21 protein-coding genes are annotated in these 26,417 nt (G+C 68.5%); 13 read left to right on the plus strand and 8 right to left on the minus strand.

Annotated elements, in window-relative coordinates; genetic code table 11:
• Positions 1–15 precede the first annotated feature (15 nt).
• Complete coding sequence (locus tag QK291_RS05490) at positions 16–681, minus strand: A24 family peptidase (RefSeq protein ID WP_282379848.1); 666 nt, start codon at positions 679–681, stop codon at positions 16–18.
• A gap of 294 nt (positions 682–975) precedes the next feature.
• Here QK291_RS05490 and rplM point away from each other — a divergent pair, with 294 nt between their 5' ends.
• From rplM to glmM, 3 genes are all read left to right on the plus strand, one after another.
• Positions 976–1,419: a 50S ribosomal protein L13 gene (gene rplM, locus QK291_RS05495; RefSeq protein ID WP_024367145.1), complete on the plus strand. Its 444-nt coding sequence runs from the start codon at positions 976–978 to the stop codon at positions 1,417–1,419.
• A 36-nt stretch (positions 1,420–1,455) separates the two neighbouring features.
• Positions 1,456–1,962, plus strand: coding sequence for a 30S ribosomal protein S9 (gene rpsI / locus QK291_RS05500; protein ID WP_282379850.1), 507 nt, complete (start codon positions 1,456–1,458; stop codon positions 1,960–1,962).
• A 170-nt stretch (positions 1,963–2,132) separates the two neighbouring features.
• Positions 2,133–3,494: a phosphoglucosamine mutase gene (glmM, locus tag QK291_RS05505; RefSeq protein ID WP_282379852.1), complete on the plus strand. Its 1,362-nt coding sequence runs from the start codon at positions 2,133–2,135 to the stop codon at positions 3,492–3,494.
• A 104-nt stretch (positions 3,495–3,598) separates the two neighbouring features.
• On the opposite strand, the gene mscL is transcribed toward glmM, so the two are convergent.
• The 3 genes from mscL to coaA form a co-directional block, all read right to left on the minus strand.
• Positions 3,599–4,003, minus strand: coding sequence for a large conductance mechanosensitive channel protein MscL (gene mscL, locus QK291_RS05510; RefSeq protein ID WP_282379854.1), 405 nt, complete (start codon positions 4,001–4,003; stop codon positions 3,599–3,601).
• Between the two features lie 73 nt (positions 4,004–4,076).
• Positions 4,077–5,009, minus strand: coding sequence for a M15 family metallopeptidase (locus QK291_RS05515; protein ID WP_282379856.1), 933 nt, complete (start codon positions 5,007–5,009; stop codon positions 4,077–4,079).
• Between the two features lie 5 nt (positions 5,010–5,014).
• On the minus strand, positions 5,015–5,980 hold the full coding sequence (gene coaA, locus QK291_RS05520; RefSeq protein WP_282379858.1) for a type I pantothenate kinase: 966 nt from the start codon (positions 5,978–5,980) through the stop codon (positions 5,015–5,017).
• A 145-nt stretch (positions 5,981–6,125) separates the two neighbouring features.
• Between coaA and glmS the strand changes: the two genes are divergently transcribed.
• The 8 genes from glmS to QK291_RS05560 all read left to right on the plus strand — a co-directional run bounded on the left by glmS (position 6,126) and on the right by QK291_RS05560 (position 18,774).
• Complete coding sequence (glmS, locus tag QK291_RS05525; RefSeq protein WP_282379860.1) at positions 6,126–8,018, plus strand: glutamine--fructose-6-phosphate transaminase (isomerizing); 1,893 nt, start codon at positions 6,126–6,128, stop codon at positions 8,016–8,018.
• A 4-nt stretch (positions 8,019–8,022) separates the two neighbouring features.
• Positions 8,023–8,370, plus strand: coding sequence for a holo-ACP synthase (locus QK291_RS05530; protein WP_282379862.1), 348 nt, complete (start codon positions 8,023–8,025; stop codon positions 8,368–8,370).
• Positions 8,371–8,433: 63 nt separating this feature from the next.
• Positions 8,434–9,948, plus strand: coding sequence for an NAD(P)H-hydrate epimerase (locus QK291_RS05535; protein ID WP_282379864.1), 1,515 nt, complete (start codon positions 8,434–8,436; stop codon positions 9,946–9,948).
• A 108-nt stretch (positions 9,949–10,056) separates the two neighbouring features.
• Positions 10,057–12,294 carry a glycogen debranching protein GlgX gene (glgX, locus tag QK291_RS05540; protein WP_282379866.1) on the plus strand — a complete coding sequence of 746 codons (2,238 nt, stop codon included), beginning with the start codon at positions 10,057–10,059 and terminating at the stop codon, positions 12,292–12,294.
• Positions 12,291–14,633 (plus strand): malto-oligosyltrehalose synthase, encoded by a 2,343-nt coding sequence (gene treY, locus QK291_RS05545; RefSeq protein ID WP_282379869.1) that lies wholly within the window; start codon positions 12,291–12,293, stop codon positions 14,631–14,633. The genes glgX and treY overlap by 4 nt, the downstream gene beginning before the upstream one ends.
• A 28-nt stretch (positions 14,634–14,661) precedes the next feature.
• The gene (gene treZ / locus QK291_RS05550) at positions 14,662–16,452 is read left to right on the plus strand and encodes a malto-oligosyltrehalose trehalohydrolase (RefSeq protein ID WP_282380003.1); all 1,791 of its coding nucleotides are present in this window, start codon (positions 14,662–14,664) and stop codon (positions 16,450–16,452) included.
• Between the two features lie 15 nt (positions 16,453–16,467).
• A complete protein-coding gene (gene mgrA / locus QK291_RS05555) occupies positions 16,468–17,505 on the plus strand; it encodes an L-glyceraldehyde 3-phosphate reductase (protein WP_282379871.1) in 1,038 nt (345 codons plus the stop codon).
• Between the two features lie 183 nt (positions 17,506–17,688).
• Positions 17,689–18,774, plus strand: a complete 1,086-nt coding sequence (locus tag QK291_RS05560) for an inositol-3-phosphate synthase (RefSeq protein ID WP_282379873.1) — start codon at positions 17,689–17,691, stop codon at positions 18,772–18,774.
• A gap of 84 nt (positions 18,775–18,858) precedes the next feature.
• Here QK291_RS05560 and QK291_RS05565 read toward each other — a convergent pair whose 3' ends face one another.
• The 3 genes from QK291_RS05565 to mshA all read right to left on the minus strand — a co-directional run bounded on the left by QK291_RS05565 (position 18,859) and on the right by mshA (position 23,033).
• A complete protein-coding gene (locus QK291_RS05565) occupies positions 18,859–19,776 on the minus strand; it encodes a DUF559 domain-containing protein (RefSeq protein WP_282379875.1) in 918 nt (305 codons plus the stop codon).
• 121 nt (positions 19,777–19,897) lie between these two features.
• Positions 19,898–21,691 carry a formate--tetrahydrofolate ligase gene (locus tag QK291_RS05570; protein WP_282379877.1) on the minus strand — a complete coding sequence of 598 codons (1,794 nt, stop codon included), beginning with the start codon at positions 21,689–21,691 and terminating at the stop codon, positions 19,898–19,900.
• Positions 21,692–21,746: 55 nt separating this feature from the next.
• Positions 21,747–23,033 (minus strand): D-inositol-3-phosphate glycosyltransferase, encoded by a 1,287-nt coding sequence (mshA, locus tag QK291_RS05575; RefSeq protein WP_282379879.1) that lies wholly within the window; start codon positions 23,031–23,033, stop codon positions 21,747–21,749.
• Between the two features lie 129 nt (positions 23,034–23,162).
• On the opposite strand from mshA, the gene QK291_RS05580 reads away from it, so the two are divergent.
• A complete protein-coding gene (locus QK291_RS05580) occupies positions 23,163–23,699 on the plus strand; it encodes a GNAT family N-acetyltransferase (RefSeq protein WP_282379881.1) in 537 nt (178 codons plus the stop codon).
• An 11-nt stretch (positions 23,700–23,710) separates the two neighbouring features.
• On the opposite strand, the gene QK291_RS05585 is transcribed toward QK291_RS05580, so the two are convergent.
• Positions 23,711–25,135, minus strand: a complete 1,425-nt coding sequence (locus QK291_RS05585) for a 6-phospho-beta-glucosidase (RefSeq protein ID WP_282379883.1) — start codon at positions 25,133–25,135, stop codon at positions 23,711–23,713.
• 81 nt (positions 25,136–25,216) lie between these two features.
• Here QK291_RS05585 and QK291_RS05590 point away from each other — a divergent pair, with 81 nt between their 5' ends.
• A complete protein-coding gene (locus QK291_RS05590) occupies positions 25,217–26,308 on the plus strand; it encodes a carbohydrate kinase family protein (protein ID WP_282379884.1) in 1,092 nt (363 codons plus the stop codon).
• Positions 26,309–26,417 lie beyond the last annotated feature (109 nt).

Here is a 26,417-nt window from a genome sequence, read left to right on the forward strand (position 1 = left end):
CCGCAGTGGCAGGTGTTACGGAAGAAGTAGAATGATGGCCAGCCCGGCGGCCAGCATTGAGGGGCCGTAGGCAACCTCTTTCGGCCTATTTCCGCGGTTTTTCAGTACCAAGACCACCGAGGCGACACCGCCCGCCACGAAAGCCAGGGCTCCGCCGTAAAAGAGGTGCGACCAGCCTAGGTAGCCCAAGTACAGGCCAAGTGGTGCCGCGAGCTTCACATCACCCATTCCAAGGCCATTTCGGCTGGTCAGGGCAAGAATTAAGTAAGAACCGAACAAAATTACGGACCCGGCGACTCCGCGATACAGGTCACCCGCGGCCCCCTGGGCCAGTGCGGCGAAGGTCAGAAGTGCAAGCCCGGCCACCAGGAGCGGTCCAATAAGCCGGTTCGGCAGCAAGTGATGCGCAATATCGATCCGTGCCAGCGGAACGGCGAGAATGCCCAGTAATACGTAGGCGGGAAGTTCGGCGGTGCTTCCGAAGCGCCAGGCGAGCAGGGACGCGAGTGCAAAGGTGACCGCCGCCGTCGTGATCTTGAGCCGGGTGGAAACTTCGCCGGCCAGCTGGGGGAGGGCGCGCCGGATGAGAGCGTCGGCAAGGAGTCCCAGGCACGCGCCGGCCAGCCCGACCCCGGCAATAAACAGCGGCGAAGCGGTGCCAGCGGCGGCGGTCTCGAACACGGTTCCTCCAGGGATGCGGCGGGCCGGGGGCGGGCAGAATGCATCCGGACACCCCATTTTGACCCAGCGACACGTCATCCGCTATTCTTGGTAGTCGTTGTGCGTGTCCTTCTCGATGATGCGTGCCCGCTTGGGAATCCGGTTGCAGGATGACTACCCAGCGTGCACATTCGAGACTTCAGGATGACTGGTTACATAGAGCCCTCACCTCTGTTCCGGTAGCGCATAGATAGTAGGTGCACCTTCGTGTGACGCCTAAAACAAGAACGCCAGAACAAGAACGAGGCAAACACCGTGCGTACGTACACCCCGAAGCCCGGCGATATCAACCGCCAGTGGCACGTCATTGACGCCACAGACGTTGTCCTTGGTCGTCTTGCCAGCCAGACCGCAATCCTGCTGCGCGGCAAGCACAAGGCCACCTTTGCGTCCCACATGGACATGGGCGACTTCGTCATCATCATCAACGCTGAGAAGGTTGCCCTCACCGGCGCCAAGCTGGAGCAGAAGCGCGCATACCGCCACTCCGGTTACCCGGGCGGCCTGACGTCTGTCACCTACGCTGAGCTGCTGGAATCCAACCCGGTCCGCGCCGTGGAGAAGGCCATCAAGGGCATGCTCCCGAAGAACTCCCTCGCTGCACAGCAGCTGGGCAAGCTGAAGGTCTACAAGGGTGCCGAGCACCCCCACGCCGCCCAGCAGCCCAAAACTTACGAAATCACCCAGGTCGCCCAGTAGTCCTGGCCACCAACAAACTTTTAATCAAGGAGAATCGTGGCTCAGAACGAAGAGACCACCGAGGCCGTTGTGGCTGAGGAAAACCTGACCAGCTACACCTCGGAAAGCGGTCCTGCGGAAGCAGAAGCGCCCAAGAAGGAACGCCCGGCCCTCACGGTTGCCGGCGCAGCAGTTGGCCGTCGCAAGGAAGCCGTCGCACGTGTTCGCATCGTGCCCGGCACCGGCAAGTGGATCATCAACGGCCGCGAGCTGGCCAACTACTTCCCGAACAAGCTGCACCAGCAGGACGTCAACGAGCCCTTCAAGATCCTCGATCTTGACGGCGCCTACGACGTTATCGCCCGCATCCACGGTGGCGGCATTTCCGGCCAGGCCGGTGCCCTGCGCCTCGGCATCGCCCGTTCACTGAACGAAATCGACACCGAGAACAACCGCGCCACCCTGAAGAAGGCCGGTTACCTGCGCCGTGACGCCCGCGTCATCGAGCGCAAGAAGGCCGGCCTCAAGAAGGCCCGTAAGGCTCAGCAGTACTCCAAGCGCTAAACCCGCTTTCAGGCGCCCTCGGCGCTTGCAAGAAAGCCCGTTCCGCCCTCTGTGGCGGGACGGGCTTTCGCCGTTTAACCAGTGCAAACACCGCGGCATGAGCGGCGCTCCGGGCCCGCCAATTGGCTCCGGGACCGGGAGCGCCCAGCTGATCGTCTAAACTTGATCCGATGTCTAGATTATTTGGAACAGATGGTGTCCGGGGTTTGGCGAACGGCCTGCTGACGGCCGAACTGGCGATGCAGCTGGCCCAGGCCGCCGCCGTCGTGCTTGGCCATGACCGCAATACCAGCGGAACACGGCCGCGGGCCGTGGTGGCCCGCGACCCCCGCGCCAGCGGTGAGTTTATTGCGGCTGCCGTGGAGGCGGGGCTGTCCAGCTCCGGGATCGACGTCTACGACGCCGGCGTGCTTCCCACCCCGGCCGCGGCCTATCTGGTGGCAGACCTGGACGCGGACTTCGGCGTGATGATCTCCGCCTCGCACAACCCCGCCCCGGACAACGGCATCAAGTTCTTTGCCCGCGGCGGCCAGAAGCTCCCCGACGACGTGGAAAACGCGATCGAGGCGCAGCTCGGCGAAGAGCCGCTCCGCCCGGTGGGCGGCGAGGTCGGCCGGATCCAGCGATTCTCCGACGCCGAGGACCGCTACATCGTCCACCTGCTCGGCACCCTCCCGCACCGCCTCGACGGACTCAAGGTCGTGCTGGACTGCGCCCACGGCGCCGCGAGCGGCTGCTCCCCGCAGGTCTTCAAGGACGCCGGCGCCGACGTCATCGTCATCGGCGCCGAACCGGACGGCCTCAACATCAACGAAGGCGTCGGGTCCACCCACCTGGGGCCGCTGAAGCAGGCCGTCCTGGCACACGGCGCCGACCTGGGCATCGCGCACGACGGCGACGCGGACCGCTGCCTCGCGGTGGACCACGAAGGAAACGTAGTCGACGGCGATGAGATCATGGCTATCCTCGCCGTAGCGCTGAAGGCCTCGGGCAAGCTCAAGGACGACGTCCTCGTCGCGACCGTAATGAGCAACCTCGGACTCAAGATCGCACTCCGCGAGGCGGGCATCAGCCTGCGCGAAACCGGCGTGGGCGACCGCTACGTCCTGGAGGGAATGCGCGACGGCGGGTTCAACCTCGGCGGCGAGCAGTCCGGCCACGTGATTTTCGCCGACTACGCCACGACGGGTGACGGAGTCCTCACCGGCCTGCAGATTGCCGCCCAGGTGGCACTGACGGGCCGTCCGCTGAAGGAACTCGCGAAGGTGATGACCAAACTTCCGCAGGTTCTGATCAACGTCAAGGGAGTGGACCGCACCCGGGTCAAGGGCGATGAGGCCGTGGCCGGGGCTGTGGCCCTCGCCGAGGCCGAGCTCGGCGACACCGGCCGCGTGCTCCTGCGCCCCTCCGGTACCGAACCGGTGGTGCGCGTCATGGTTGAGGCTGCATCGCAGGAGACCGCCCAGGCCGTCGCTGAGCGCCTGGCGACGGTGGTCCGAACCGAGCTGGCACTGGAACTCGTCGCGGACTAACGATCGACGCAGTCCCGCACCAGCATAAGAACGGCCCGCATTGAGAGGCGGGCCGTTCTTGGTTGCTCCGTCGGTTGGAGGGTGGCTGTCCGGCCTTGCGTGGACTAGAGCTGGCGCTGGTGCAGGGCGTCGCGGATTTCGGTCAACAGCGCGATCTGCGGGTCCTCGGCTGCCTCCTGCTTGACGTCCGGGCTGATGCCGAGGCGGCGGTTGCGCCGTTCGATCATGTGGTTCATGGGGACAACGACAACGAAGTAAATCGCGGCCGCGACCAGGAGGAAGTTGACGATCGCCGTCAGCAGGACGCCGAACTTGATGTCATTGCCGTTGAGGGTGAGGACGGCAAAGCTGTCGAAGTTGGGCGAACCCACCAGGGCCGCAATGAACGGCATCAGGACGCTCTGGACCAGCGCTGTTACCACGGCGCCAAACGCGGCACCGATGACGACCGCGACGGCAAGGTCCACGACGTTGCCCTTAAGGATGAAGCTCTTGAATCCGTTTAACATGTCCCCAAGCTAGCCCAGCCGCGTGAACACGCTGTGTCGCGGAGGTAAGTTTTTGCGGTCCGTGTCGATGTAGCTACAAGTAACCCGGGGCCGGTTCCAGGCCGAAGTACTCCTCCAGGGTCGTGATGCCCCGGGCGTTCATCTCGCCGGCCGTCCCCACGCCCACGTAGCGCAGGTGCCAGGGCTCGTAGTAATAGCCGGTGACTTCATGGAGCATCCACGGGTAGCGCACCACGAAGCCGAACAGGTGTGCGTTGGCCTTCACCCAGACCGCGGCCGGCTGATTGGCGAACGCGGGAGTGAAGCTGTCCCTCCCGCTGCCGTCGCCGATGTCGAAGGACCAGCCGGTCTGGTGCTCCGAATAGCCGGGCCGCGCGGAGGCGGTGTCCGCCGCGGCCTGTCCCTCGGCATTCACCCACCTGTTGTAGGTGGCGATCTGGGTGTTGAAGGAGCGGTAGCCGCTGGCGAGGGTGATCACGACGCCGGCTGCCGCGGCTGCCGCGAACATCTTCTCTGCCGCGCCCGCCGTCGTGCTGTTCAGCAGCGCCGACTCGCCGGAGGTGGCCAGGCGCACGCGCGGCTGAACCAGGTCGGCCGGCACGTAGCCGGCGGGGGAGAGCGGCCGGTGCTTGTTCACAACCACCCAGGGGCTCGCCGGGTCGGTGAGCGAGTGCCGGGCCGCCGGCGCGGCGGCGGCGGAAGGCTCCGGGGCCGGCGGTGTGGTGGCCGTTACTGTGGCTTCGGGAGTGTCCGGCACGGGGTCGGCGGACGGCGTGGCGGCGGCGGAGGCCGTCGCTGTGGTGCCCGCCGTCGTCGCGGACAAGGACGCGGAGGCCTGTGCGGACACCGTCGGAGTGGCCTCTCCCGGGGAGCAGGCGCTCAGGGCGGCGAGGCCCGAACCGGCCAGCAGCAGCCGGCTGAAGGCCCGCCGGCCGGGCGAAACGGCGGCGGCCCCGGCGGCGGTCTCCGGCGCGGAGGGATGCTCAGCGGACCCGTCGTAGCACACCTGTGCTAGACCTTGCGGAGCAGCATGCGACGGATGGAATGGTCGGCGTCCTTGGTGAGCACGAGCTGCGCACGGCCGCGGGTGGGGAGGACGTTCTCCTCCAGGTTCGGTTCGTTGATGCGCTTCCAGATCTCCCGGGCAGTCTGCTCCGCCTCGGCATCCGAAAGCGTGGCATAGCGGTGGAAGTAGGACTCGGGCTGCGCGAACGCGGTGGTCCGGAGCTTGCGGAAGCGGTCCACGTACCACTCCTCAATGTAGGACGTTTTGGCATCAACATAGATGGAAAAATCGAAGAAGTCACTCAGGGCCAGGCCCTGCCGGCCGTCATGCCGCGGCCGGGCCGGCGCCAGGACGTTCAGGCCCTCGACGATCAGCACGTCGGGGCGGCGGACCACCACTTCCTTGCCCGGGACGATGTCATAGGTCACGTGGGAGTACCAGGGCGCCCGGACTTCCTCGGCGCCGCCCTTGATCTCGCTCACAAAGCGGAGCAGCGCGCGGCGGTCATAGGACTCGGGGAAGCCCTTGCGCTCCAGCAGCTGGCGGCGCTTGAGTTCCGCCAGCGGGTACAGGAAGCCGTCGGTGGTGATGAGCTCAACATTGGGGGTGCCGGGCCAGCGGCGGAGCATCTCGCGGAGCACACGGGCGATCGTCGACTTGCCCACGGCCACCGAACCGGCGACGCCGATCACGAACGGTGTGCGCTGGGTCTGCTCGCCCAGGAAGGTGGTGGTTGCCGCATGAAGCTGGCCTGCCGCCTCGACGTAGAGGTGCAGCAGCCGGGACAGCGGGAGGTAGACCTCGCGGACTTCCTTCATGTCCAGGGGGTCGCCGAGGCCGCGGAGGCGGAGGACGTCCTCCTCGTTGAGGGGCTGCTCCATCTGGGCAGCGAGCCGGGACCAGGTCTGCCGGTCCAGCTCCACGAACGGGGAGGCGCCGTCGCCGTTCGCTTCATTGCGTTGCAAAGTCACCCTAGAGATTCTGCCCTCCGCCGGGCCGAGAGCGAAATGGACGGACCTGTCCGTGCAGCAGACGCGCCCCGCCCGGGCGGCGGAAGGGGTGTTGCGGGCGCTGGTCCTACGTCCGCTGTCCGGGAAACCCGCTAGGCTTGAGTCCATGTGTGGAATCGTTGGATATGTGGGCCACTCCGCTGGCCGGGTAAATACTGGACACAATGCCCTGGACGTTGTCCTTGAGGGGCTGCGGCGCCTGGAGTACCGGGGCTACGACTCTGCAGGCATCGCCGTGGTCGCTGACGGAACCATTTCGTCCCGTAAGAAGTCGGGCAAACTGAGCAACCTGATCGCCGAGCTCGAGGCCAGCCCGCTGCCGGAATCGCTGACCGGCATCGGTCACACCCGCTGGGCGACCCACGGCGGCCCGACCGACCAGAACGCCCACCCGCACCTCGCCGATGACGGCAAGCTGGCCGTGATCCACAACGGCATCATCGAAAACTTTGCCGAGCTCAAGCTGGAGCTCGTGCGCAAGGGTGTGGTCTTCAAGTCCGAGACCGACACCGAGGTCGCCGCCGCGCTGCTCGGCGACATCTACCGGAACCAGGTCCACGGCGGCTCGTCCAAAGGCGACCTGACCAAGGCCATGCAGCTGGCCTGCCAGCGCCTCGAAGGCGCCTTCACCCTCCTTGCCATCCACGCGGACCAGCCCGACGTCGTCGTGGCGGCCCGCCGCAACTCCCCGCTCGTCGTCGGCCTCGGCGACGGCGAGAACTTCCTCGGCTCCGATGTCTCCGGCTTCATCGACTACACCCGCCGCGCCGTCGAACTCGGCCAGGACCAGATCGTCACCATCACCGCCGACACCGTGGAGATCACGGACTTCTACGGCGCCCCGGCGGAAGGCAAGGAATACCACGTCAACTGGGACCCGGCCTCGGCGGAGAAGGGCGGCTTCCCGTCCTTCATGGAAAAGGAAATCCACGACCAGCCAGACGCCGTGCTGCAGACCCTGCTGGGCCGCTCGGACATCAACGGCCGGCTGACCCTGGATGAGCTCCGGGTTGATCCGGAACTGCTCAAGAACGTGGACAAGATCATCGTCCTGGCATGCGGAACCTCCGCGTACGCCGGACAGGTCGCCAAGTACGCGATCGAGCACTGGTGCCGGATCCCCACCGAGGTGGAGCTCTCGCACGAATTCCGCTACCGCGACCCGATCGTGGACGAGAACACCCTGATCGTCTCGATCTCCCAGTCCGGCGAGACCATGGACACCCTGATGGCCGTCCGCTACGCCAAGGAACAGGGCGCCAAGACGGTCTCGATCTGCAACACCAACGGCTCCACGATCCCGCGCGAATCCGACGCCGTGCTCTACACCCACGCGGGCCCGGAAATCGCCGTCGCCTCCACCAAGGCCTTCCTGGCGCAGATCACCGCCGCCTACCTCCTGGGCCTCTACCTGGCCCAGCTGCGCGGCAACAAGTTCCAGGGCGAGATCAAGGACATCCTCGCGGACCTGAACAAGATCCCGGCGAAGATCCAGCAGATCCTCGACAATGAGGCCCAGATCAAGGAGCTCGGCCAGTCCATGGCCGACGCCAAGTCCGTGCTGTTCCTGGGCCGCCACGTGGGCTTCCCGGTCGCGATGGAGGGCGCGCTCAAGCTCAAGGAGCTCGCCTACATTCACGCCGAGGGCTTCGCCGCCGGTGAGCTCAAGCACGGCCCGATCGCGCTGATCGAGGAGGGCCAGCCGGTCTTTGTGGTGGTTCCCTCGCCGCGGGGCCGCGACTCGCTGCACGCCAAGGTCGTCTCCAACATCCAGGAAGTCCGGGCGCGCGGCGCCAAGACGATCGTGATCGCCGAAGAAGGCGACGAGGCCGTCAAGGCCTACGCCGAGCACGTCTTCTACATCCCGGAGACCCCCACGCTGCTGGCCCCGCTGCTCAGCACCGTGCCGCTCCAGATTTTCGCCCTCGCCCTGGCGTCCGCCAAGGGTTACGACGTGGACCAGCCTCGCAACCTGGCCAAGAGCGTCACCGTAGAATAACGCCATGATTGTTGGCATTGGCGTAGACGTCGTAGACATTGAACGGTTCAGCCGGCAGCTGGAGCGCACCCCCGGGCTGCGCGACAGGCTGTTCGTCCCCGCGGAGCGCGAACTGAACACACGGTCCCTGGCGGCCCGGTTCGCGGCCAAGGAGGCCGTGGCCAAGGTCCTCGGCGCCCCGGCCGGCATGAACTGGCAGGACTGCTGGATCGGGCTGGACCAGAATGGTCCCACGGTCCAGGTCAAAGGCACCGTGCTGGCCGTGGCCGAGTCGAAAGGCGTCAAACGCTGGCACCTGTCCATGAGCCACGACGGCGGCATCGCCACGGCAACCGTCATTGCCGAAGGCTGAGCGTTACGAGCCTGACCCACGCCGCACTTCCCCCAGCGACTGCACCGCGAATGGACTGAAACCATGATCAGCGCCTACACCGGAACCCAGATACGGGAGGCTGAAGTGCCACTTCTGGCCACCGGTGCGGGCGCTGTTCTCATGCAGCGGGCCGCCCACGGGCTGGCCAACGCGGTGGTCCGCGAACTGCGTGCCCGCGGGGAGCGCCTTTACGGCGCCAGCGTCACCGTACTTGCCGGCAAGGGCAACAATGGCGGGGACGGGCTGTTCGCGGCCGCCATGCTGGCAGCCCGCGGCATGCGGACGACGGCGGTACTCACCGCCGGGGACGCCCACCCGGAAGGGCTGCGGGCCTTCGAAAAGGCCGGCGGCCGGGTGATCCGGCTGACGCACGGGAACGTTGCCGGCGCGTCGGCGGCCGCTGCGGCGTCCGGCGTCGTCCTCGACGCGATCCTTGGCACGGGCGCGCAGGGCGGGCTCCGCGGCCCTGCCGCGGAATTGATCGAGACTCTGGGGCGTGCCAGGCCCGGGCTCGTGGTGGCCTGCGACATCCCCAGCGGGGTGGACGCCGACACCGGGGAAGCCCATCCCCCCGTGCTCCCCGCGGAGCTGACCGTGACGTTCGGGGCGGCCAAGGCCGGCCTGCTGGCCGATCCCGGGGCGGACTACGCCGGTCGGGTGCAGGTGATCCCGATCGGGATCGAGGCTGCCCTGCCGGATCCGGCCCTGCGCCGGCTGCAGTCCGCGGACCTCGCCGCGCTCCTGCCGCACCCCGAGCGGCGCTCCCACAAGTACTCCCGCGGCGTCCTCGGCGTCGTGGCAGGCTCGCAGCAGTACCCCGGCGCCGCGGTGCTGGCCTGCCGCGGCGCGCTGGCAGCCGGAGTGGGCATGGTGCGCTACTTCGGCCCCCCGGACGTCGCCGACCTGGTCCGCCGGTCCTGCCCGGAAGTCGTGTGCAGCTCCGGCAACGCCGCGGACGCCCACGTCCAGGCCTGGCTGCTGGGACCGGGAATCGACGAGCACGCCCACGAGCAGCTCGACCGCGTGGCCGACGCCGCAGCCACCGGGCTTCCCGTCGTGGCCGACGCCGGGGCGCTGCCGGCCCTGCCCCGGGCCCTCGCCCCAAACTTCATCCTGACACCGCACGCCGGCGAGCTGGAAACCCTGCTGGCCCGCTACGGCGCCGCCGCCGGCCGCCCCGGAGTGGAGGGGGCGACGCTCGCGGCCGCGCGTCGGGCCAGTGACCTGACCGGGGGCACCGTCCTGCTCAAAGGCGCCACCACGCTCGTGGCAGCCCCCTCGGGGGCCGTCTTCAGCCAGGCCGACGCGACGCCCTGGCTGGCAACCGCCGGCAGCGGGGACGTCCTGGCCGGCATCCTGGGGGCCCTGCTCGCGCAGCTGGCCGGTGTCCCCGGCACGTTCGCTTCCCTCGGGATCGGCGCCGATGACCGGTGGGCCGGCATCGCGGCGCTGGCCGCCAGCGTCCACGGCCGGGCCGGAAGCCTCGCCTCGGGCGGCGGGCCGGTGACGGCGTCGGACGTCGCGCAATCCGTGCGGGAGGTCATCGCCAAGCTGTAACAAACGCGCACACCGAGTGCGCCGAGTCAACTAGTAACCCTACTTACAAGTAGTCTGTCTAGAGAATTTTTGTCTGTAGAGAATTTTCGCCACGCACGAGGAGTACACATGGAAGTCTGGCCCGGAACGGCATACCCGCTGGGAGCCACCTTTGACGGCACCGGCACCAACTTTGCCCTGTTCAGCGAACGCGCGGATCGGGTGGAGCTGTGCATCCTTGCGGATGATTTGACCGAGACCCGCATCGAGCTGACCGAGGTGGACGGCTACGTGTGGCACTGCTACCTGCCGCACATCCAGCCCGGCCAGAAGTACGGCTACCGGGTCCACGGCCCGTACGAGCCCGAGAACGGACACCGCTTCAACGCGAACAAGCTGCTGATGGATCCCTACGCCAAGGCCGTCCAGGGCCAGATCGACTGGGACCCGGCGCTCTTCACCTACGAGTTCGGCGACCCCGATTCCCGCAACGACAGCGACTCGGCGCCGCACACCATGCACGGCGTGGTCATCAACCCGTTCTTCGAGTGGGACGGCGACCGCCAGCCGCGGATCCCCTACCACCAGTCGGTCATCTACGAGGCCCACGTCAAGGGCCTGACCGAGCTGCACCCGGAGGTCCCCGAAGACCAGCGCGGCACCTATGCCGGCGTCGCGCACCCGGCCGTGATTGACCACCTGAAGAAGCTCGGCGTCACCGCGATCGAGCTCATGCCCGTCCACCAGTTCGTCAACGACGGCACGCTCGAGGAGAAGGGCCTCAACAACTACTGGGGCTACAACACCATCGGCTTCTTCGCCCCGCAGAACACCTACAGCTCCTCCGGCGACGTCGGTCACCAGGTCCAGGAGTTCAAGGCCATGGTGCGCGACCTGCACAAGGCCGGCATGGAAGTGATCCTGGATGTGGTCTACAACCACACCGCGGAAGGCAACCACCTCGGCCCCACGCTGTCCTTCAAGGGCATCGACAACCAGGCCTACTACCGGCTGGTCGACGATGACCTGAAGCACTACATGGACTACACCGGCACCGGTAACTCCCTTAACGTCCGGCACCCGCACTCGCTCCAGCTGCTGATGGACTCCCTGCGTTACTGGGTGACGGAAATGCACGTCGACGGCTTCCGATTCGACCTCGCCTCCACGCTCGCCCGCGAGTTCTACGACGTCGACAAGCTCTCCACCTTCTTCGAACTCATTCAGCAGGACCCGATCGTCTCCCAGGTCAAGCTGATCGCCGAGCCCTGGGACATCGGCCCGGGCGGCTACCAGGTGGGCAACTTCCCGCCGCAGTGGACCGAGTGGAACGGCAAATACCGCGACACGGTCCGCGACTTCTGGCGCGGCGAGCCTTCCACCCTGGGCGAATTCGCGTCCCGCCTGACCGGCTCCGCGGACCTCTACGAAAGTTCGGCGCGGCGCCCCGTGGCCTCGATCAACTTCGTCACGGCCCACGACGGCTTCACCATGCGCGACCTGGTGTCCTACAACGAGAAGCACAACGACGCCAACGGCGAGGGCAACAACGACGGCGAATCCCACAACCGGTCCTGGAACTGCGGCGAAGAGGGCGACACCGACGATGACCGCGTGCTGACCCTCCGCGCCCGCCAGCAGCGCAACTTCATCGCCACGCTGCTGCTCTCGCAGGGTGTTCCGATGCTCCTGCACGGTGACGAGCTGGGCCGCACCCAGCAGGGCAACAACAACACCTACTGCCAGGACTCCGAGCTGAGCTGGATCCACTGGGACGCGATGGACCAGCCGCTGGTGGAGTTCACCGCCGTCGTCAACAAGATCCGCCACGACCACCCGATTTTCCGGCGCAGCCGCTTCTTCGACGGCCGCCCCGTGCGCCGCGGCGAGGGCGAGAAGCTGCCGGACATCGTCTGGCTCCGAACGGACGGCACCGAAATGCTGCCGGAGGACTGGGACAGCGGCTTCGGCCGGACCATCGGCGTCTTCTACAACGGGCACGGCATCCAGGAACAGGACTCCCGCGGCCGCCGGATCACCGATGACAGCTTCGTGCTCGCCTTCAACGCCCATGACGACGACGTGGACTTCGCGCTGCCGGCCGAGGAATACTCGAAGTTCTGGGACGTCCTGGTGGACACCGCCGACCAGGCGAACACCGAGGAACCGCTCAAGGCGCGCGCGGTGCTGAAGCTCGCTGCCAAGTCCATGGTGGTGCTCCGCGCCCACTCCGGCCCCGAGGTGGAAGTGGACTACTCCGCAGCCGCGTCGCTGGCCTCCATGGCCGAGCACGAGGACGCCATCGGGGAGATGGTGGAGGCCCAGGATGAGGCCGCCGCAGCCGTCGCGAAAGCCACTGCCAAATGAGGACCCCCGTCTCCACCTACCGGCTTCAGATCCGGCCCGGCTTCACCCTCCAGGATGCTGCCGAGACCGTGCCCTACCTGAAGTCACTCGGCGTGGACTGGATCTACCTCTCGCCGATCCTGACCGCGGAGAAGGGCTCGGACCACGGCTATGACGTCACCGACCCCTCCGCGATCGACCCCGACCGGGGCGGCGCCGAGGGACTGGTCGCCGCGTCGCAGGCAGCGCGGGACGCCGGGATGGGTGTGCTCGTGGACATCGTGCCCAACCATGTCGGCGTCGCCACCCCCGTGCAGAACCCCTGGTGGTGGTCCCTGCTCAAGGAGGGACAGCAGTCCCGCTACGCCCCGGCGTTCGACGTCGACTGGGACTTCGGCGGCGGCCGGATCCGGATTCCCGTGCTGGGATCGGACGCCGACGTTGAGGCGCTGGAAGTCAAGGACGGGGAGCTGCGGTACTACGACCACCGCTTCCCGCTGGCCGAGGGCACCTATACCGCAGGTGACCCCACTGCGGATGACCCCCGCGCGGTCCACGACCGGCAGCACTACGAGCTGGTCGGCTGGCGCCGGGCCGACAACGAGCTGAACTACCGCAGGTTCTTCGCCGTCAACAGCCTGGCCGGCATCCGGGTCGAGATCCCGGAGGTCTTCGACGAGGCGCACGCCGAGATCGTCCGCTGGTTCCGCGACGGGCTCGTCGACGGGGTCCGGATCGACCACCCGGACGGGCTGGCCGATCCGGAGGGCTACCTGCGCCGGCTCCGCGAGGTCACCGGCGGCAGCTACCTGCTGATCGAGAAGATCCTGGAACCGGGGGAGGTGCTCCCGGCGGGCTTCGACTGCGAGGGAACCACCGGCTACGACGCCCTCGCGGACGTGGACCGGCTCTTCGTCGACCCCGCCGGGCAGGACACCCTCAATGAACTCGACACCGAGCTGCGCGGCGGCCAGCCGGCGGACTACGAGGACATGATCCGCGGCACCAAGCGCCGGATCACGGACGGGATCCTGCACTCCGAGATGCTCCGGCTGGCACGGCTGGTGCCGTCCGGAACCGGTCTCAGCGTCGAGGCGGCCGCCGACGCGCTGTCCGAAATCATCGCCGCGTTCCCGGTCTACCGCAGCTACCTGCCCGAGGGCGCGGACGTCCTGAAAGAGGCGTGCGAACTTGCCGTCCGCCGCCGCCCCGAGCTGGCCGACGCCGTCGGGCAGCTGCTGCCGCTGCTGCTCGACGCCGGCCCGGAGCCGGACGCCGAACTGGGACGCCGTTTCCAGCAGACCTCCGGCATGGTCATGGCCAAGGGCGTGGAGGACACCGCGTTCTTCCGCTACACCCGGCTGGGGACCCTGACGGAAGTCGGGGCCGATCCCACCGAGTTCGCCGTCGACCCGGACGAGTTCCACCACCGGATGGCCCGGCGGCAGGCCGGGCAGCCGCTGTCCATGACGACGCTGAGCACGCACGACACCAAGCGCAGCGAGGACACCCGGGCCCGGATCTCCGTGCTCGCGGAAATGGCCCCGCACTGGCGGGCCGCACTGACCCGGCTGCAGGAACTGGCGCCGCTGCCCGACGGGCCGCTGGCGAACCTGCTCTGGCAGGCCATCGCCGGCGCCTGGCCCGCGGACCGGGACCGGCTGCAGTCCTACGCGCAGAAGGCGGCCCGGGAAGCCGGCAACTCCACCGACTGGCTGGACCCGGATGCCGGCTTCGAGGAGAAGCTGGCCGCCGCCGTCGACGCGGCCTTCGACAACCCCGACGTCCGGGCGGAACTGGAGTCCTTCGTGGACCTCCTGACCCCGCACGGGGCCGTCAATTCGCTGGGCGCCAAGCTGGTGCAGCTGACCATGCCCGGGGTCCCGGACGTGTACCAGGGCACCGAGTTCTGGGACCGTTCACTGACGGATCCGGACAACCGGCGGCCGTTCGACTACGATGCGCGGCGCACGGCCCTGGCCGCGCTCGACGCCGGCGAGCGGCCGGCGTCGTACACCGACGACGCGGCGAAACTCCTGGTCACCTCGCGGGCACTGCGCCTGCGCCGGGACCACCCGGAGCTGTTCACGGGCTACCGCCCCGTGGCGGCCACCGGCTCGGCCGCCGGGCACCTGATCGGCTTCGACCGGGTCGGTGCCGCGGGCGCCGGGGCCATCACCCTCGCGACCCGGCTGCCCCGGGGACTGGAGCAGCAGGGCGGCTGGCGGGACACCGCCATCGCGCTGGACGGTCCCATGACCGACGAACTGACGGGCGCCACCTTCGGCCCGGGCACCGTGGAGGTGGCTGCCATCCTGGCCAGCTACCCGGTCGCCCTGCTGGTCCCCGCCAAGCACTGATAGAACCCCCGATAGACGGAAAGCTGTGATCACCTTGCTCGCGAACGGAAATGAACGCTTCGACCTCTGGGCGCCGGAAGCGGGCACTGTGACGCTGCTGGCCGACGGCCGGCAGTACCCGATGACCCGACGGCCCGGCGGCGGCGGGGCTGGTACTGCTGGCGGTGACGGCGGCGGGTGGTGGACCGCCCCGAAGGCCCCGGCCTCCGGGGACGTCGACTACGGCTACCTCCTCGACGGGGACACCACCCCGCTGCCGGACCCCCGGTCCCGGCGGCAGCCCGAGGGTGTCCACTCCCTGTCCCGCACGTTCGACGCCGGCAGCCACGACTGGGCCGACGGGCAGTGGCAGGGCCGCGGGCTGCAGGGCGCCGTGATCTATGAGCTGCACCTGGGGACCTTCACCCCCGAGGGAACGCTGGACGCGGCCATCGGCAAGCTCGACTACCTGGTGGACCTCGGCATCGATTTTGTCGAGCTGCTCCCGGTGAACGGGTTCAACGGCACCCACAACTGGGGCTACGACGGCGTCCTCTGGTACGCCGTGCACGAAGGCTACGGCGGACCCGCCGCATACCAGCGCTTCGTGGACGCCGCCCACGCCGCCGGGCTCGGCGTCATCCAGGACGTCGTCTACAACCACCTCGGCCCCAGCGGGAACTACCTTTCGCGGTTCGGGCCGTACCTGAAGTCGGGGGAGGGCAACACCTGGGGCGACTCGGTGAACCTCGACGGCCCCGGCTCCGACACCGTGCGCCGCTACATCCTGGAGAACGCCGCGATGTGGCTGCGGGACTACCACGTGGACGGGCTGCGGCTCGACGCCGTGCACGCCTTCAAGGACGAGCGGGCGGTCCACCTGCTCGAGGAGTTCGGTGCGCTCGCGGACGAAGTGTCCGCCGAAACCGGCCGTCCCGCCACGATGATCGCCGAGTCGGACCTCAACGATCCGCGGCTGCTCTACCCGCGCGACGTCAACGGCCACGGCCTGGCCGGGCAGTGGAGCGATGATTTCCACCATGCCGTGCACGTCAACGTCAGCGGGGAGGCCACCGGCTACTACGCCGACTTCGAATCCCTCGAGGCCCTCGCCAAGGTCCTGGTCGACGGCTACTTCCACGACGGCAGCTACTCCAGCTTCCGCGGCCGCCACCACGGCCGGCCCATCAACACCGGCATGGTCCACCCGGCGGCGCTGGTGGTCTGCAGCCAGAACCACGACCAGATCGGCAACCGGGCCACCGGGGACCGGCTGTCCCAGACCCTGGGGTACGGGCAGCTGGCGCTCGCCGCCGTCGCGACCCTGACCTCGCCGTTCACGCCGATGCTGTTCATGGGCGAGGAATACGGCGCCACCACGCCGTGGCAGTTCTTCACCTCGCACCCGGAGCCGGAGCTCGGGAAAGCCACCGCCGAGGGCCGGATCCGGGAGTTCGAGCGGATGGGCTGGGACCCCGCCGTCGTGCCCGACCCGCAGGACCCGGAGACCTTCACCCGCTCCCGGCTCAACTGGGCCGAAGCCGCCGAGGGGGACCACGCCCGGCTGCTGGAGCTGTACCGGCAGCTGATCGCGCTGCGGCGTGCGACGCCGGAACTCGCCGGGCTCGGCTTCGAGGACACCGCGGTGGCCTTTAGCGAGGCCGACCGCTGGCTCCGGCTGCGCCGCGGCAGCGTGGAGGTTGCGATGAACTTCTCCGCTGCACCGAACCGGCTCGCCGTTGCCGGCAGCACCATCGCACTGGCGACCGACGGCGGCGCGCGCCTCGCGGACCGCCAGCTCGACCTCCCCGGCCACAGCGCCGCCATCATCTCGAAATAGGACAGGACCGTACGCATGACTTACGATGCAGCAGACACCCGCTATGACTCCATGCCCTACCGCCGGGTGGGACGCAGCGGGCTCAAGCTCCCCGCCATTTCGCTGGGCCTGTGGCACAACTTCGGCGACGACAAGCCGTTCGAGATCCAGCGCGCCATCCTGCGCCGGGCCTTCGACCTCGGCGTCAACCACTTCGATCTGGCCAACAACTACGGGCCGCTGGCCGGTTCCGCCGAGACCAACTTCGGCCGGCACCTCAAGGACGACTTCGCCCCGTACCGGGACGAGCTCATCATCTCGACCAAGGCCGGCTACAACATGTGGCCGGGCCCGTTCGGCGAGTGGGGCTCGCGCAAATACCTGCTCGCCAGCCTGGACCAGTCGCTGAACCGCATGGGCCTGGACTATGTGGACATCTTCTACAGCCACCGGCCCGACCCGGAAACGCCGATGGAAGAGACCATGGGTGCCCTGGACCACGCCGTCCGCTCCGGGAAGGCCCTGTACGCCGGGATCTCCTCCTACACCCCGGAACAGACCCTCGAGGCCGCACGGATCCTGAAGGAGCTCGGCACCCCGCTCCTGATCCACCAGCCGAGCTACTCCATGCTGAACCGCTGGACCGAAAACGGCAGCCCCAACCTCTACGAGGCGCTCGAGACGGTGGGGGCCGGCTCGATCGCGTTCTCGCCGCTGGCGCAGGGCATGCTGACGGACCGCTACCTGAACGGGATACCGGCCGATTCACGCGCCGCCCAGGAAAAGTCCCTGGCCGAGGACAGCATCACCGAGGACAAGCTGGACCGGGTGCGGGGACTGCACCGGATCGCCGAGGGCCGCGGGCAGACCCTCGCGCAGATGGCGATCGCCTGGATCCTGCGCGAGCAGGGCAAGGGCTCCTCCGTGACCTCCGCCCTGGTCGGCGCGTCCAGCGTCCGCCAGCTCGAGGACACCCTGTCCGCGATCAACAACCTCGGCTTCACCGCCGCGGAGCTGACGGCGATCGACGAGTTCGCCGTCGAGTCCGACATCAACCTGTGGGTGCAGAAGTAGCCTGCCCCGCGACTCGTCATACATCCACTCGTCATACAGGCGGTGCGGTGGCCGGGAACAACTCGGGCCGCCGCGCCGTTGTCTAGAATGCTAAGGGCGCCGTATGGCGCCGTGCCCGCTGCCGCCGTCGTGCATCAGAGTACTTCCGCGCCGGGCACATGAAGTTGTCCCCAAAGGAGTTCCGTGTCTTCACATCCGATTCGTGTTGCAATCGTCGGCGTAGGTAACTGTGCCACCTCGCTGGTCCAGGGCGTCGAGTACTACCGGGAGGCCGACCCCAAGGCCACGATTCCGGGGCTGATGCATGTGGAGTTCGGCAAGTACCACGTCAACGACGTTGAGTTCGTTGCCGCGTTCGACGTCGACGGCAAGAAGGTGGGCCTGGATCTGGCCGACGCCATCCTGGCCAGCGAAAACAACACCATCAAGATCGCCGACGTCCCGCCGACCGGTGTCACCGTCCAGCGCGGTCCGACCCTCGACGGGCTCGGCAAGTACTACCTCGAGACCATCGAGCAGTCCACGGAGGAGCCGGTCGACGTCGTCCAGGCCCTCAAGGACGCCAAGGTCGACGTGATGGTCTGCTACCTGCCGGTCGGGTCGCAGGAAGCCGCGGAGTACTACGCCCAGTGCGCGATCGACGCCGGCGTCGGCTTCGTCAACGCACTGCCGGTCTTCATCGCCGGCACCAAGGCCTGGGCGGACAAGTTCACCGCCGCCGGTGTCCCGATCGTGGGCGATGACATCAAGAGCCAGATCGGTGCCACCATCACCCACCGCGTCATGGCCAAGCTGTTCGAGGACCGCGGCGTCACACTGGACCGCACCTACCAGCTGAACGTCGGCGGCAACATGGACTTCAAGAACATGCTGGAACGCGACCGCCTCGAGTCTAAGAAGATCTCCAAGACCCAGGCCGTCACCTCCAACGTTGAGGCCGACATTGCCCCGCGCGATGTCCACATCGGCCCGTCGGACTACGTCCAGTGGCTCGATGACCGCAAATGGGCGTTCGTCCGGCTCGAGGGCCGCAACTTCGGCGACGCCCCGGTGTCGCTCGAATACAAGCTGGAGGTGTGGGACTCGCCCAACTCCGCCGGTGTGATCATCGACGCCATCCGCGCCGCCAAGATCGGCCTGGACCGCGGCATCGGCGGCCCGCTGCTCTCCGCCTCGAGCTACTTCATGAAGTCCCCGCCGGAGCAGTTCAACGACGACCTGGCCCGCGACAAGGTCGAGGCCTTCATCCGCGGCGACCTGGAGCGCTAACTCCTCCGCCCCTCCCCGTTGCCCTATCACTTACGGTGCCCAAACCCCTGGTTTGCCCGCAACAAGTGATAGGGCAACGGGCGTTTAACGGGGGCGAAGGTCCGCCCGGACGCGTTGTACGGCGCCGCGGAAGTTATCCGCCAGGTCGTCGGAGTTGAACTTGAAATAGCGCCAGCCGGCCGCGTTGAACGATTCGTCGCGGCGGTTGTCGCGGGACTGTTGTTCGGGTGTGCGGTGGTGTCCGCCGTCGTACTGGATAGCGACCCGATGGCTCCGGTAGCCCAGGTCCGCAGCGGGGGAGTAGGGGTCGCCCGGGACAATCCGCAGCTGCAGTTCGGGCTCCGGCAGCCCGGCCTCGGTCAACGCCAGGCGCAGGAATGTTTCCGGCGCGGAGTCGGAGCCGGGCCGGATAAGCTCCAGCGCCTGGCGCGCTTTCACGATTCCCTTGAGTTTCGGGTGCCGTCTGAGCATCGCCGCGAGCTGGGGAAGGGTCGCCCAGGGCTCCGTGCGGCCCTCCAGTCCAGGGCGGGGCCGGCGCACCAGCTGGTCGCCGACCGCGACGAGATCCTTCAGCGGCAGGATGCGGGCCAGGTCCAGCCAGGTCCGGGCCGGCGTCGAAATCCGGATTCCGTCCCAGACCATAAGCTCGTCGTCGAACGCAAGAACCGTATGCCCAACCACACCCGCACGCCGCACCGGCGGTAGAACCTTGGGTTTGCTCAGATGCAGTTCCCGGCACCCGCGGAACCACGAAGGAAGCCACAGGCCCAGCAGCATCGCGGCCGTGAGGTGCGAAATCCACGCGCCCGGCGTCGCGGCCGACAGGGCACGGGCCAGATCCCGGAGTTCAAACTCCCAGCCGGCGGGCAGGTAGAGCAACCGGCCGGCCGTCGCGAGATCGGCAGCGCGGAGCCGGGAGCTGCCCAGGGCCGCAGCCCGCGCCTCGTAGACGGTGAACGGGGCCGCGGCGAGGTGGGCCGGCAGGGCTGCTGGTGGTCGCATGCGGACCATTCTTATCCGAACGCAGGATCCCCGCTCCGGTTATCCACAAGGGCCCGTTGCGCTATCACTTTTGGGCCCTATTCTCCGGAAATGGCAGCCAAAAGTGATAGCGCAACTTGGGTTAGAAGAGGCCGACGGGGTTGCCTTCGGCGTCGACGTCCATGCGCATCGCGGCCGGGACCTTGGGGAGCCCCGGCATGGTCATGACCGCGCCGGTGAGGGCCACGATGAAGCCCGCACCGGTCTTGGGGATGAGATCGCGGACGTGCACGGTGAACCCCTTCGGGGCGCCGAGCTTGCTCGCGTCGTCGCTGAAGGAATACTGGGTCTTCGCCATGCAGACCGGGAAGCCGGACCAGCCGTTCTTCTCGATCTCCGCGAGCCGCTTGAGCGCCGGGACGGAGAAGTCCACGCCGTCGGCGCCGTAGATCTCCTGCACGATTGTCCGGATCTTGTCCTCCACCGACATCTCCAGCGGGTACAGGTGCCGGAAGGTGTGCGGCGCCTCAATGGCCGCGGCGACTTTGGCCGCGAGTTCGTCGCCGCCGTCGCCGCCGCCCCCGCGCCCCCAGACATCGGCCACGGCCGCCTGGACGCCCTCCGCGGCGCACCATTCCAGCAGCCAGTCCAGCTCCTCCCGGGTGTCGGTGCTGAACTTGTTGATCGCCACCACGGGGGTGATGCCGAACTTCTCCACGTTCCGCACGTGGCGCTGAAGATTGACGACGCCGGCGGCCAGCGCGTCGAGGTTGGGTTCCTTGAGCTGGTCCTTGGGGAGGCCGCCGTGCATCTTCAGGGCCCGGACGGTCGCGACAATGACGACGGCGGACGGCGCGACGTCGGCGACGCGGGACTTGATGTCCATGTACTTCTCCGCGCCCAGGTCCGCGCCGAAGCCGGCCTCGGTGATGACGATGTCCGCCAGGCTGCGGGCGGTCTGGGTGGCGATCAGGGAATTGCAGCCATGGGCGATGTTCGCGAACGGGCCGCCGTGGACCAGGGCCGGGGTCCCGGCGATGGTCTGCACCAGGTTTGGCTTGATGGCGTCCTTGAGCAGCATGGTCAGGGCGCCCTGGACACCCAGCTGGGCCACCGTGACCGGTTGCCGGTCGTAGGTGTACCCGAAGGTGATCCGGCCCAGCCGCTCCCGGAGGTCCGCGAGGTCCGTTGCGAGGCAGAACACCGCCATGATCTCCGAGGCCACTGTGATGTCGAAGCCGTCCTGCCGCGGGATGCCCTGCGTCGGGCCGCCGAGCCCGATCACGACCTCGCGCAGTGAGCGGTCGTTCATGTCCAGCACGCGTTTGAAAGTCATCCGGCGCGGGTCGATGTTCAGCTCGTTGCCCTGGTAGATGTGGTTGTCCACGAGGGCCATCAGGGCGTTGTTCGCCGAGGTGACGGCGTGGAAATCGCCGGTGAAGTGCAGGTTGATCTCATCCATCGGCAGCACCTGGGAGTAGCCGCCGCCCGTGGCGCCGCCCTTCATGCCCAGGATCGGCCCGAGCGACGGTTCGCGCAGCGCGATCATCACCTTGTGGCCGGCGCGGGCCAGGGAATCCGCCAGCCCCACCGTCGTGGTGGACTTGCCTTCACCGGCCGGGGTGGGCGACATCGCGGACACCAGCACCACCTTGCCGGGGACGCGGGACGCAGCACCGGCCGTTGCACCGGTGAGCTTGGCGGGGTCGATTTTCGCCTTGTAACGGCCATGGAAGTCCAGCGCCTCGGCGTTGATCCCGGCCGCCGCGGCGATCTCCTCGATCGGGCGCATCGTGGCCCGCTGCGCGATCTCCAGATCACTCGGCACCGCCGTGCCCGCGGCGCCCGCGTCCGGCGCGGCAGTATCCGCAGCTCCCGTGGTGCCAGCTCCCGCGGCTGCTGTGGCGGCTGATCCGGGAATCGTGGTTTCAGACATCGTCGTCCTTTGGCTCGTGGCGGTGGGGTGTGCCGGCCAGGGGTTCAGGCCGCAGTTATCGGCCGATGGTTCCGGGTGCGGGCGTGTGGCCCACCGGAATGGTCAGGTTTCCAAAGTACTGGCTCAATGCGGTGTGGTAGCTCTCCAGCGTGATGGCGGCGGTTCGGTGCCAGCCGAATTCCTGCGCGTGCAGGGAGGCTGCCCGGCCCATGTCCTCGCGGGTTGCGGGGTCGTCGTACAGGGCTTCGAGGGCGTCGGCCCAGTCGGCGGCCTTGTGGCCCTCCACGAGCATCCCGGTCCGGCCGTCGAACACGGCGCGGGACAGCCCGCCGACCTTGGTGGCGACCACCGGCGTGCCGCAGGCCTGGGCCTCCAGCGCGACGAGGCCGAACGATTCGCTGTAGGACGGCATCACCACGACGTCGGCGGAACGGTACCAGTCGGCCAGTTTCGGTGCGCTGACCGGCGGATGGTGGGTGACGACGTCGTCCATTCCGGCGGCACTGATCAGCGACTTCAGATCAAAGTCCTTGGCCCCGCTGACCGCTCCGACGATGGTCAGCTGCAGGTCGATGTCCGGACGCCGGTCCCGGAGCAGGGCCGCGGCCTTGATGAGGATCTGCGGGCCCTTGAGGCGCTGGATCCGGCCGGCGAACAGCAGGTGGAACCGGGCCGGCGGGACCCCGTGCGCGGCCCGGGCCCGGCTGCGGAACGCCGGTGTGAAGATGTCCAGGTCCACCCCCGGCGGGGCCACATCGATGTGGTCGTTGTCCGCGTGATAGTGCGAGACCAGTTCCGCAGCTTCGGTGCCGGTGTTGGCGATCAGCCTGGTGGCGCCGTCGACAATCCGCTGTTCGCCGTCCTCGCGCCGCCGCGGCTCGGGCTGTTCGCCGGAGACCAGCAGCAGGTTCTTCACCTTCGCCATGGTGTGCATGGTGTGCACAAGCGGCAGTCCCCACAGGCTGGCGAGCTCCAGCCCGGCCACCCCGGACACCCAGTAGTGCGAATGGATCACGTCGTAGCGCCCGTGCGGCTGGAGCTGCCGGATGCGGTCGATTTCGGCGACCATGCTGTGCAGCAGTTCGGGAAGTTCTTCCTTGGGCAGCTTCCGGGCCGGGCCGGAGATGACGTTGTGCACGCAGACCCCGGGGGAGGGGTGCTCGACGGCGGCCTGGCCGGCGGAGGTGGACCGGGTGAAGATCTCCACCTCGACGCCGGTATCGGCGAGGGCCGCGGCGAGGGCGCGGATGTACACGTTCATTCCCCCGGCGTCGCCGGACCCGGGCTGCTCCATCGGGGAGGTGTGCAGGGAGAGGAACGCGACGCGGCGGATCAGCGACATGCTTCGCCCCTCCTCCCTGTGCGCCCGGAACTGCATTTCGATAAAACACTACTCCTGAAAATCGTGCCGGTTCATAGGCCGGCGGGCGGCGCCGGTCACAGCGCCGGCCATGCTGCTAACGTGACGGCTGTGAGCACACGCGACGAGACCGGTTCCACCACCCCGGGCTGGGACATCCGCCCCGCCGCCGGCGCGGACTGGCCGGCGATCTGGGGGATCCTGGAACCCGTCATCAGGGCCGGGGAGACCTTCACCTGGGACCGGGACACGACCGAGCACCGGGCCCGCGAACGGTGGTTCAAACAGCCCCCGGGGCAGACCTTCGTCGCCGTGGGCCGCGGGGAGTTCGACGGCGTCGTGCTGGGCACCGGCGAGCTGCACGCGAACCATAGCGGCGGCGGAAGCCACGTCGCCAATGCCGGGTACGTGGTCCACCCGGCGCACGGGGGGCAGGGCGTGGCCCGCGGGCTGTGCGCGTACTCGCTCGATGCGGCGCGGGCTGCAGGATTCCGCGCCGTGCAGTTCAACGCCGTCGTGGAAAGCAATGTCCGCGCCGTGGCCGCCTGGCAGTCGCTGGGCTTCGAGGTGCTCGCCACCATCCCGGAAGCGTTCCTGCACCCGCGGCTGGGCTACGTGGGCCTGCATCTGATGTACCGCAGGCTGTAGCGCCGGGGGTCTCAGGGCTCCCTGCGCCAGAGCTCCTTCAGTTCCGGGAACGCGGCCTCATACCCGGCCAGCAACTGGTCCGCGAGGTCCGCGGAGCCGACCAGCGGGTGCCCGGCGAATGCCGCCAGCGCCGCGTCCCGGCGTCCCGGGCCGGTCGACCCCGCGTCCCGGCTGGTCGCCGCCACGACGAGCCTTTCGACGTCCTTAACCTGCCGGAGCAGCGCCAGTTGCGCCGGTGCCGGGCGCTCCTGCGGCAGCGGCACCACGCCGTCGGGCGTCACCCGGCAGGGAACCTCGACGACGGCGTCCGCGGGCAGCCCCGGAATGGCCGGCACAGCGGCGCTCCCGCCGGCGCCGCTAACCCCGGCGGTGTTGGGGGTGTTCAGGATCAGCTCGGCCGCGCCGCCGCCGGAGAGGGCGCGCATCACCGCGAGGGCGACGCGCTCGTAGCCGCCGCCAGCCAGGTCCGTCTCGTCCCGGCGCTCGCCGGCGGCACGGGCCTCGGCGAGATAGCCCTCCTCGCGGGACCGGCGCGCGGCGTCCCACAGCCGGAAGGCCTCCGGCCCGGCCGCCGCGAGCCGCGGATAGAGCTCGGACTGCTGCCGGTCGATGGACTCGCCGCGGGTCGTGGGAGCGGACCGGATGCCGGCCAGGGCGCGTCCGGTCTCGTAGTAGTAATACAGGTATTCGTTCGGCAGGCATCCCAGGTTCGCCAGGAAGGGCTGCGGAAACAGCCGTCCCTCCTCGAAACCGGCCAGGGCGTCGGCGTCGGCCAGCAGCCCGGGCAGCGCGTCCCGGCCGCCGGAGACCAGCCGGTACAGCCAGCCGAGGTGGTTCAGTCCGTAGTAGCCCACGCCGTCGAGCGTGCCCTCCGGCAGTGCGACGCCGGCGGCGACCGCCGCGCGGTGCACCAGCCCGCTGGCCGAATCGCAGATGCCGACCACCCTGCGGCCGAGCACCGGGACCAGGGCCTCGGTGACCATGCCTGCTGGGTTCGTGAAGTTCAGCAGCCACGCGTCCGGGCAGTGGACCCGCATTTGGGCGGCGAGATCCAGCATGCGTGGAATGGACCGCAGCGCGTAGGAGATGCCGCCGGCCCCCGTGGTCTCCTGGCCCAGGAGTCCAAGGTCCAGGGCCACCCGCTCGTCGGCGGTGCGGCCGGCTGTCCCGCCGGGGCGGATCGCGGCAAAGACCAGGTCCGTGCCGTGCAGCGCCTCGGCCAGGGAGGTCGTGGCTCGGACCGCGGGAAAGGCGGCAGCGCCGGGCGGGTACTGCCCCGCGAACGAGGCCAGGACGGCGTTGATGGCGGCGAGGCGGCCGGGATCGACGTCGTACAGCACCAGTTCCCGGACCAGCCCGGCGAAGGGTCCCGCGCAGAGCGCCCGGTAAACCAGCGGTACCCGGAATCCGCCGCCCCCGGCAATCATCAGCCGCATGCCGACAGTCTATGCACTTCGGCAGCTTCCGGGCCCGGCAGGCGCCTTTCCAGGGCTACGCGGACGGCGTACTGTGCATACATGGACGCGATACCGACGCGGCGCTTTGACCCGCTTTCCTCCGTCCGAACCCCGGCGGCGGAGGGCTTCGATCTGCTGCTGACCGGGACCGTCTTCCAGGACATCATCTTCACCGGGCTCCCGCACGCGCCCGTCGCCGGGACCGAGATCTGGAGCGACGGGATGGGCAGTTGCCCCGGAGGCATCGCCAACCAGGCCATCGCCGCAGCACGGCTGGGGCTGCGGACCGGACTGGCGGCAGCGTTCGGTGATGACGGCTACGGCGACTACAACTGGAAGATCCTGGCCGGACAGGAACACGTTGACCTGTCGCTGTCCCGGAAGATCGCCGGCTGGCACTCCCCGGTCACGGTGTCCCTCAGCGTGGACCACGACCGGTCCATGGTGACGCACGGCCATCCGGCGCCGGTGAGCTCCAGCGAACTGGTCGGCTGCCCTCCGCCGGCGCTCGCCGCCGTCGCCGAGCTTGGCGAGGAGCTGGAGCCGTGGGCGCTGGACGCGTACAAGGCCGGGGTCCGGCTGTTCGGCGACGTCGGCTGGGATCCCTCGGGTATCTGGTCCTCGGCGCGGCTGGACAATCTGCAGTACTTCCACGCCTTTATGCCGAACCAGCATGAGGCGATGGCCTTCACCGGCCACGACAACCCGTGGGCGGCGCTCTACGCGCTCGCGGACAAGGTCCCGGTCGCGGTTGTGACCCTGGGGCCCCAGGGTGCCATGGCCGTGGACTCCGAAACGGGTGAAGAGGAATGGGTGCCCTCGCTGCCGGTGTCCGCCTACGATCCGACCGGCGCGGGGGACTGCTTCGGCGCCGCCTTCATCGTCGGCTGCCTGGCGGGCTGGCCGCTCGGCGACCGGCTGCGGTTCGCCAATCTTTGCGCCGCCCTGGCCGTTCAGGAGGTCGGCGGCTCGCTCGCCGCACCCGGGTGGGGGGACATCGCCGACTGGTGGCAGCGCGCCAACGCCCGGAAGGAACGCCAGAGCAGCCAGTGGCTCCGGCGCTACAGCTTCCTCAAGGACATCGTCCGTGACGTGCCGCAGGAAGCGCAACGGCGGGCGACGGCGACCATCGCGCACCTTTCGGACGCGTAGCAGGCACCCCCTCCCGCGGGACATGCCCTCCCTGCGGGCTCAGGAATGGACATCATGCCATTGTGCGCACTCGCGGGCTCGAAGACTGGGCATGTCCCGTGGGTGAGCA

The sequence above is a fragment of the Arthrobacter sp. AL12 genome (genome assembly GCF_029960645.1).
GTDB lineage: Bacteria > Actinomycetota > Actinomycetes > Actinomycetales > Micrococcaceae > Arthrobacter.

Coding starts and splice junctions, on each gene's coding strand:
- glmM (WP_282379852.1), top strand. CDS start 2,133: ATGTCTAGATTATTTGGAACAGATGGTGTCCGGGGTTTGGCGAACGGC.
- mscL (WP_282379854.1), bottom strand. CDS start 4,003: ATGTTAAACGGATTCAAGAGCTTCATCCTTAAGGGCAACGTCGTGGAC.
- glmS (WP_282379860.1), top strand. CDS start 6,126: ATGTGTGGAATCGTTGGATATGTGGGCCACTCCGCTGGCCGGGTAAAT.
- QK291_RS05530 (WP_282379862.1), top strand. CDS start 8,023: ATGATTGTTGGCATTGGCGTAGACGTCGTAGACATTGAACGGTTCAGC.
- QK291_RS05535 (WP_282379864.1), top strand. CDS start 8,434: ATGATCAGCGCCTACACCGGAACCCAGATACGGGAGGCTGAAGTGCCA.
- glgX (WP_282379866.1), top strand. CDS start 10,057: ATGGAAGTCTGGCCCGGAACGGCATACCCGCTGGGAGCCACCTTTGAC.
- treY (WP_282379869.1), top strand. CDS start 12,291: ATGAGGACCCCCGTCTCCACCTACCGGCTTCAGATCCGGCCCGGCTTC.
- mgrA (WP_282379871.1), top strand. CDS start 16,468: ATGACTTACGATGCAGCAGACACCCGCTATGACTCCATGCCCTACCGC.
- QK291_RS05565 (WP_282379875.1), bottom strand. CDS start 19,776: ATGCGACCACCAGCAGCCCTGCCGGCCCACCTCGCCGCGGCCCCGTTC.
- QK291_RS05570 (WP_282379877.1), bottom strand. CDS start 21,691: ATGTCTGAAACCACGATTCCCGGATCAGCCGCCACAGCAGCCGCGGGA.
- mshA (WP_282379879.1), bottom strand. CDS start 23,033: ATGTCGCTGATCCGCCGCGTCGCGTTCCTCTCCCTGCACACCTCCCCG.
- QK291_RS05585 (WP_282379883.1), bottom strand. CDS start 25,135: ATGCGGCTGATGATTGCCGGGGGCGGCGGATTCCGGGTACCGCTGGTT.
- QK291_RS05590 (WP_282379884.1), top strand. CDS start 25,217: ATGGACGCGATACCGACGCGGCGCTTTGACCCGCTTTCCTCCGTCCGA.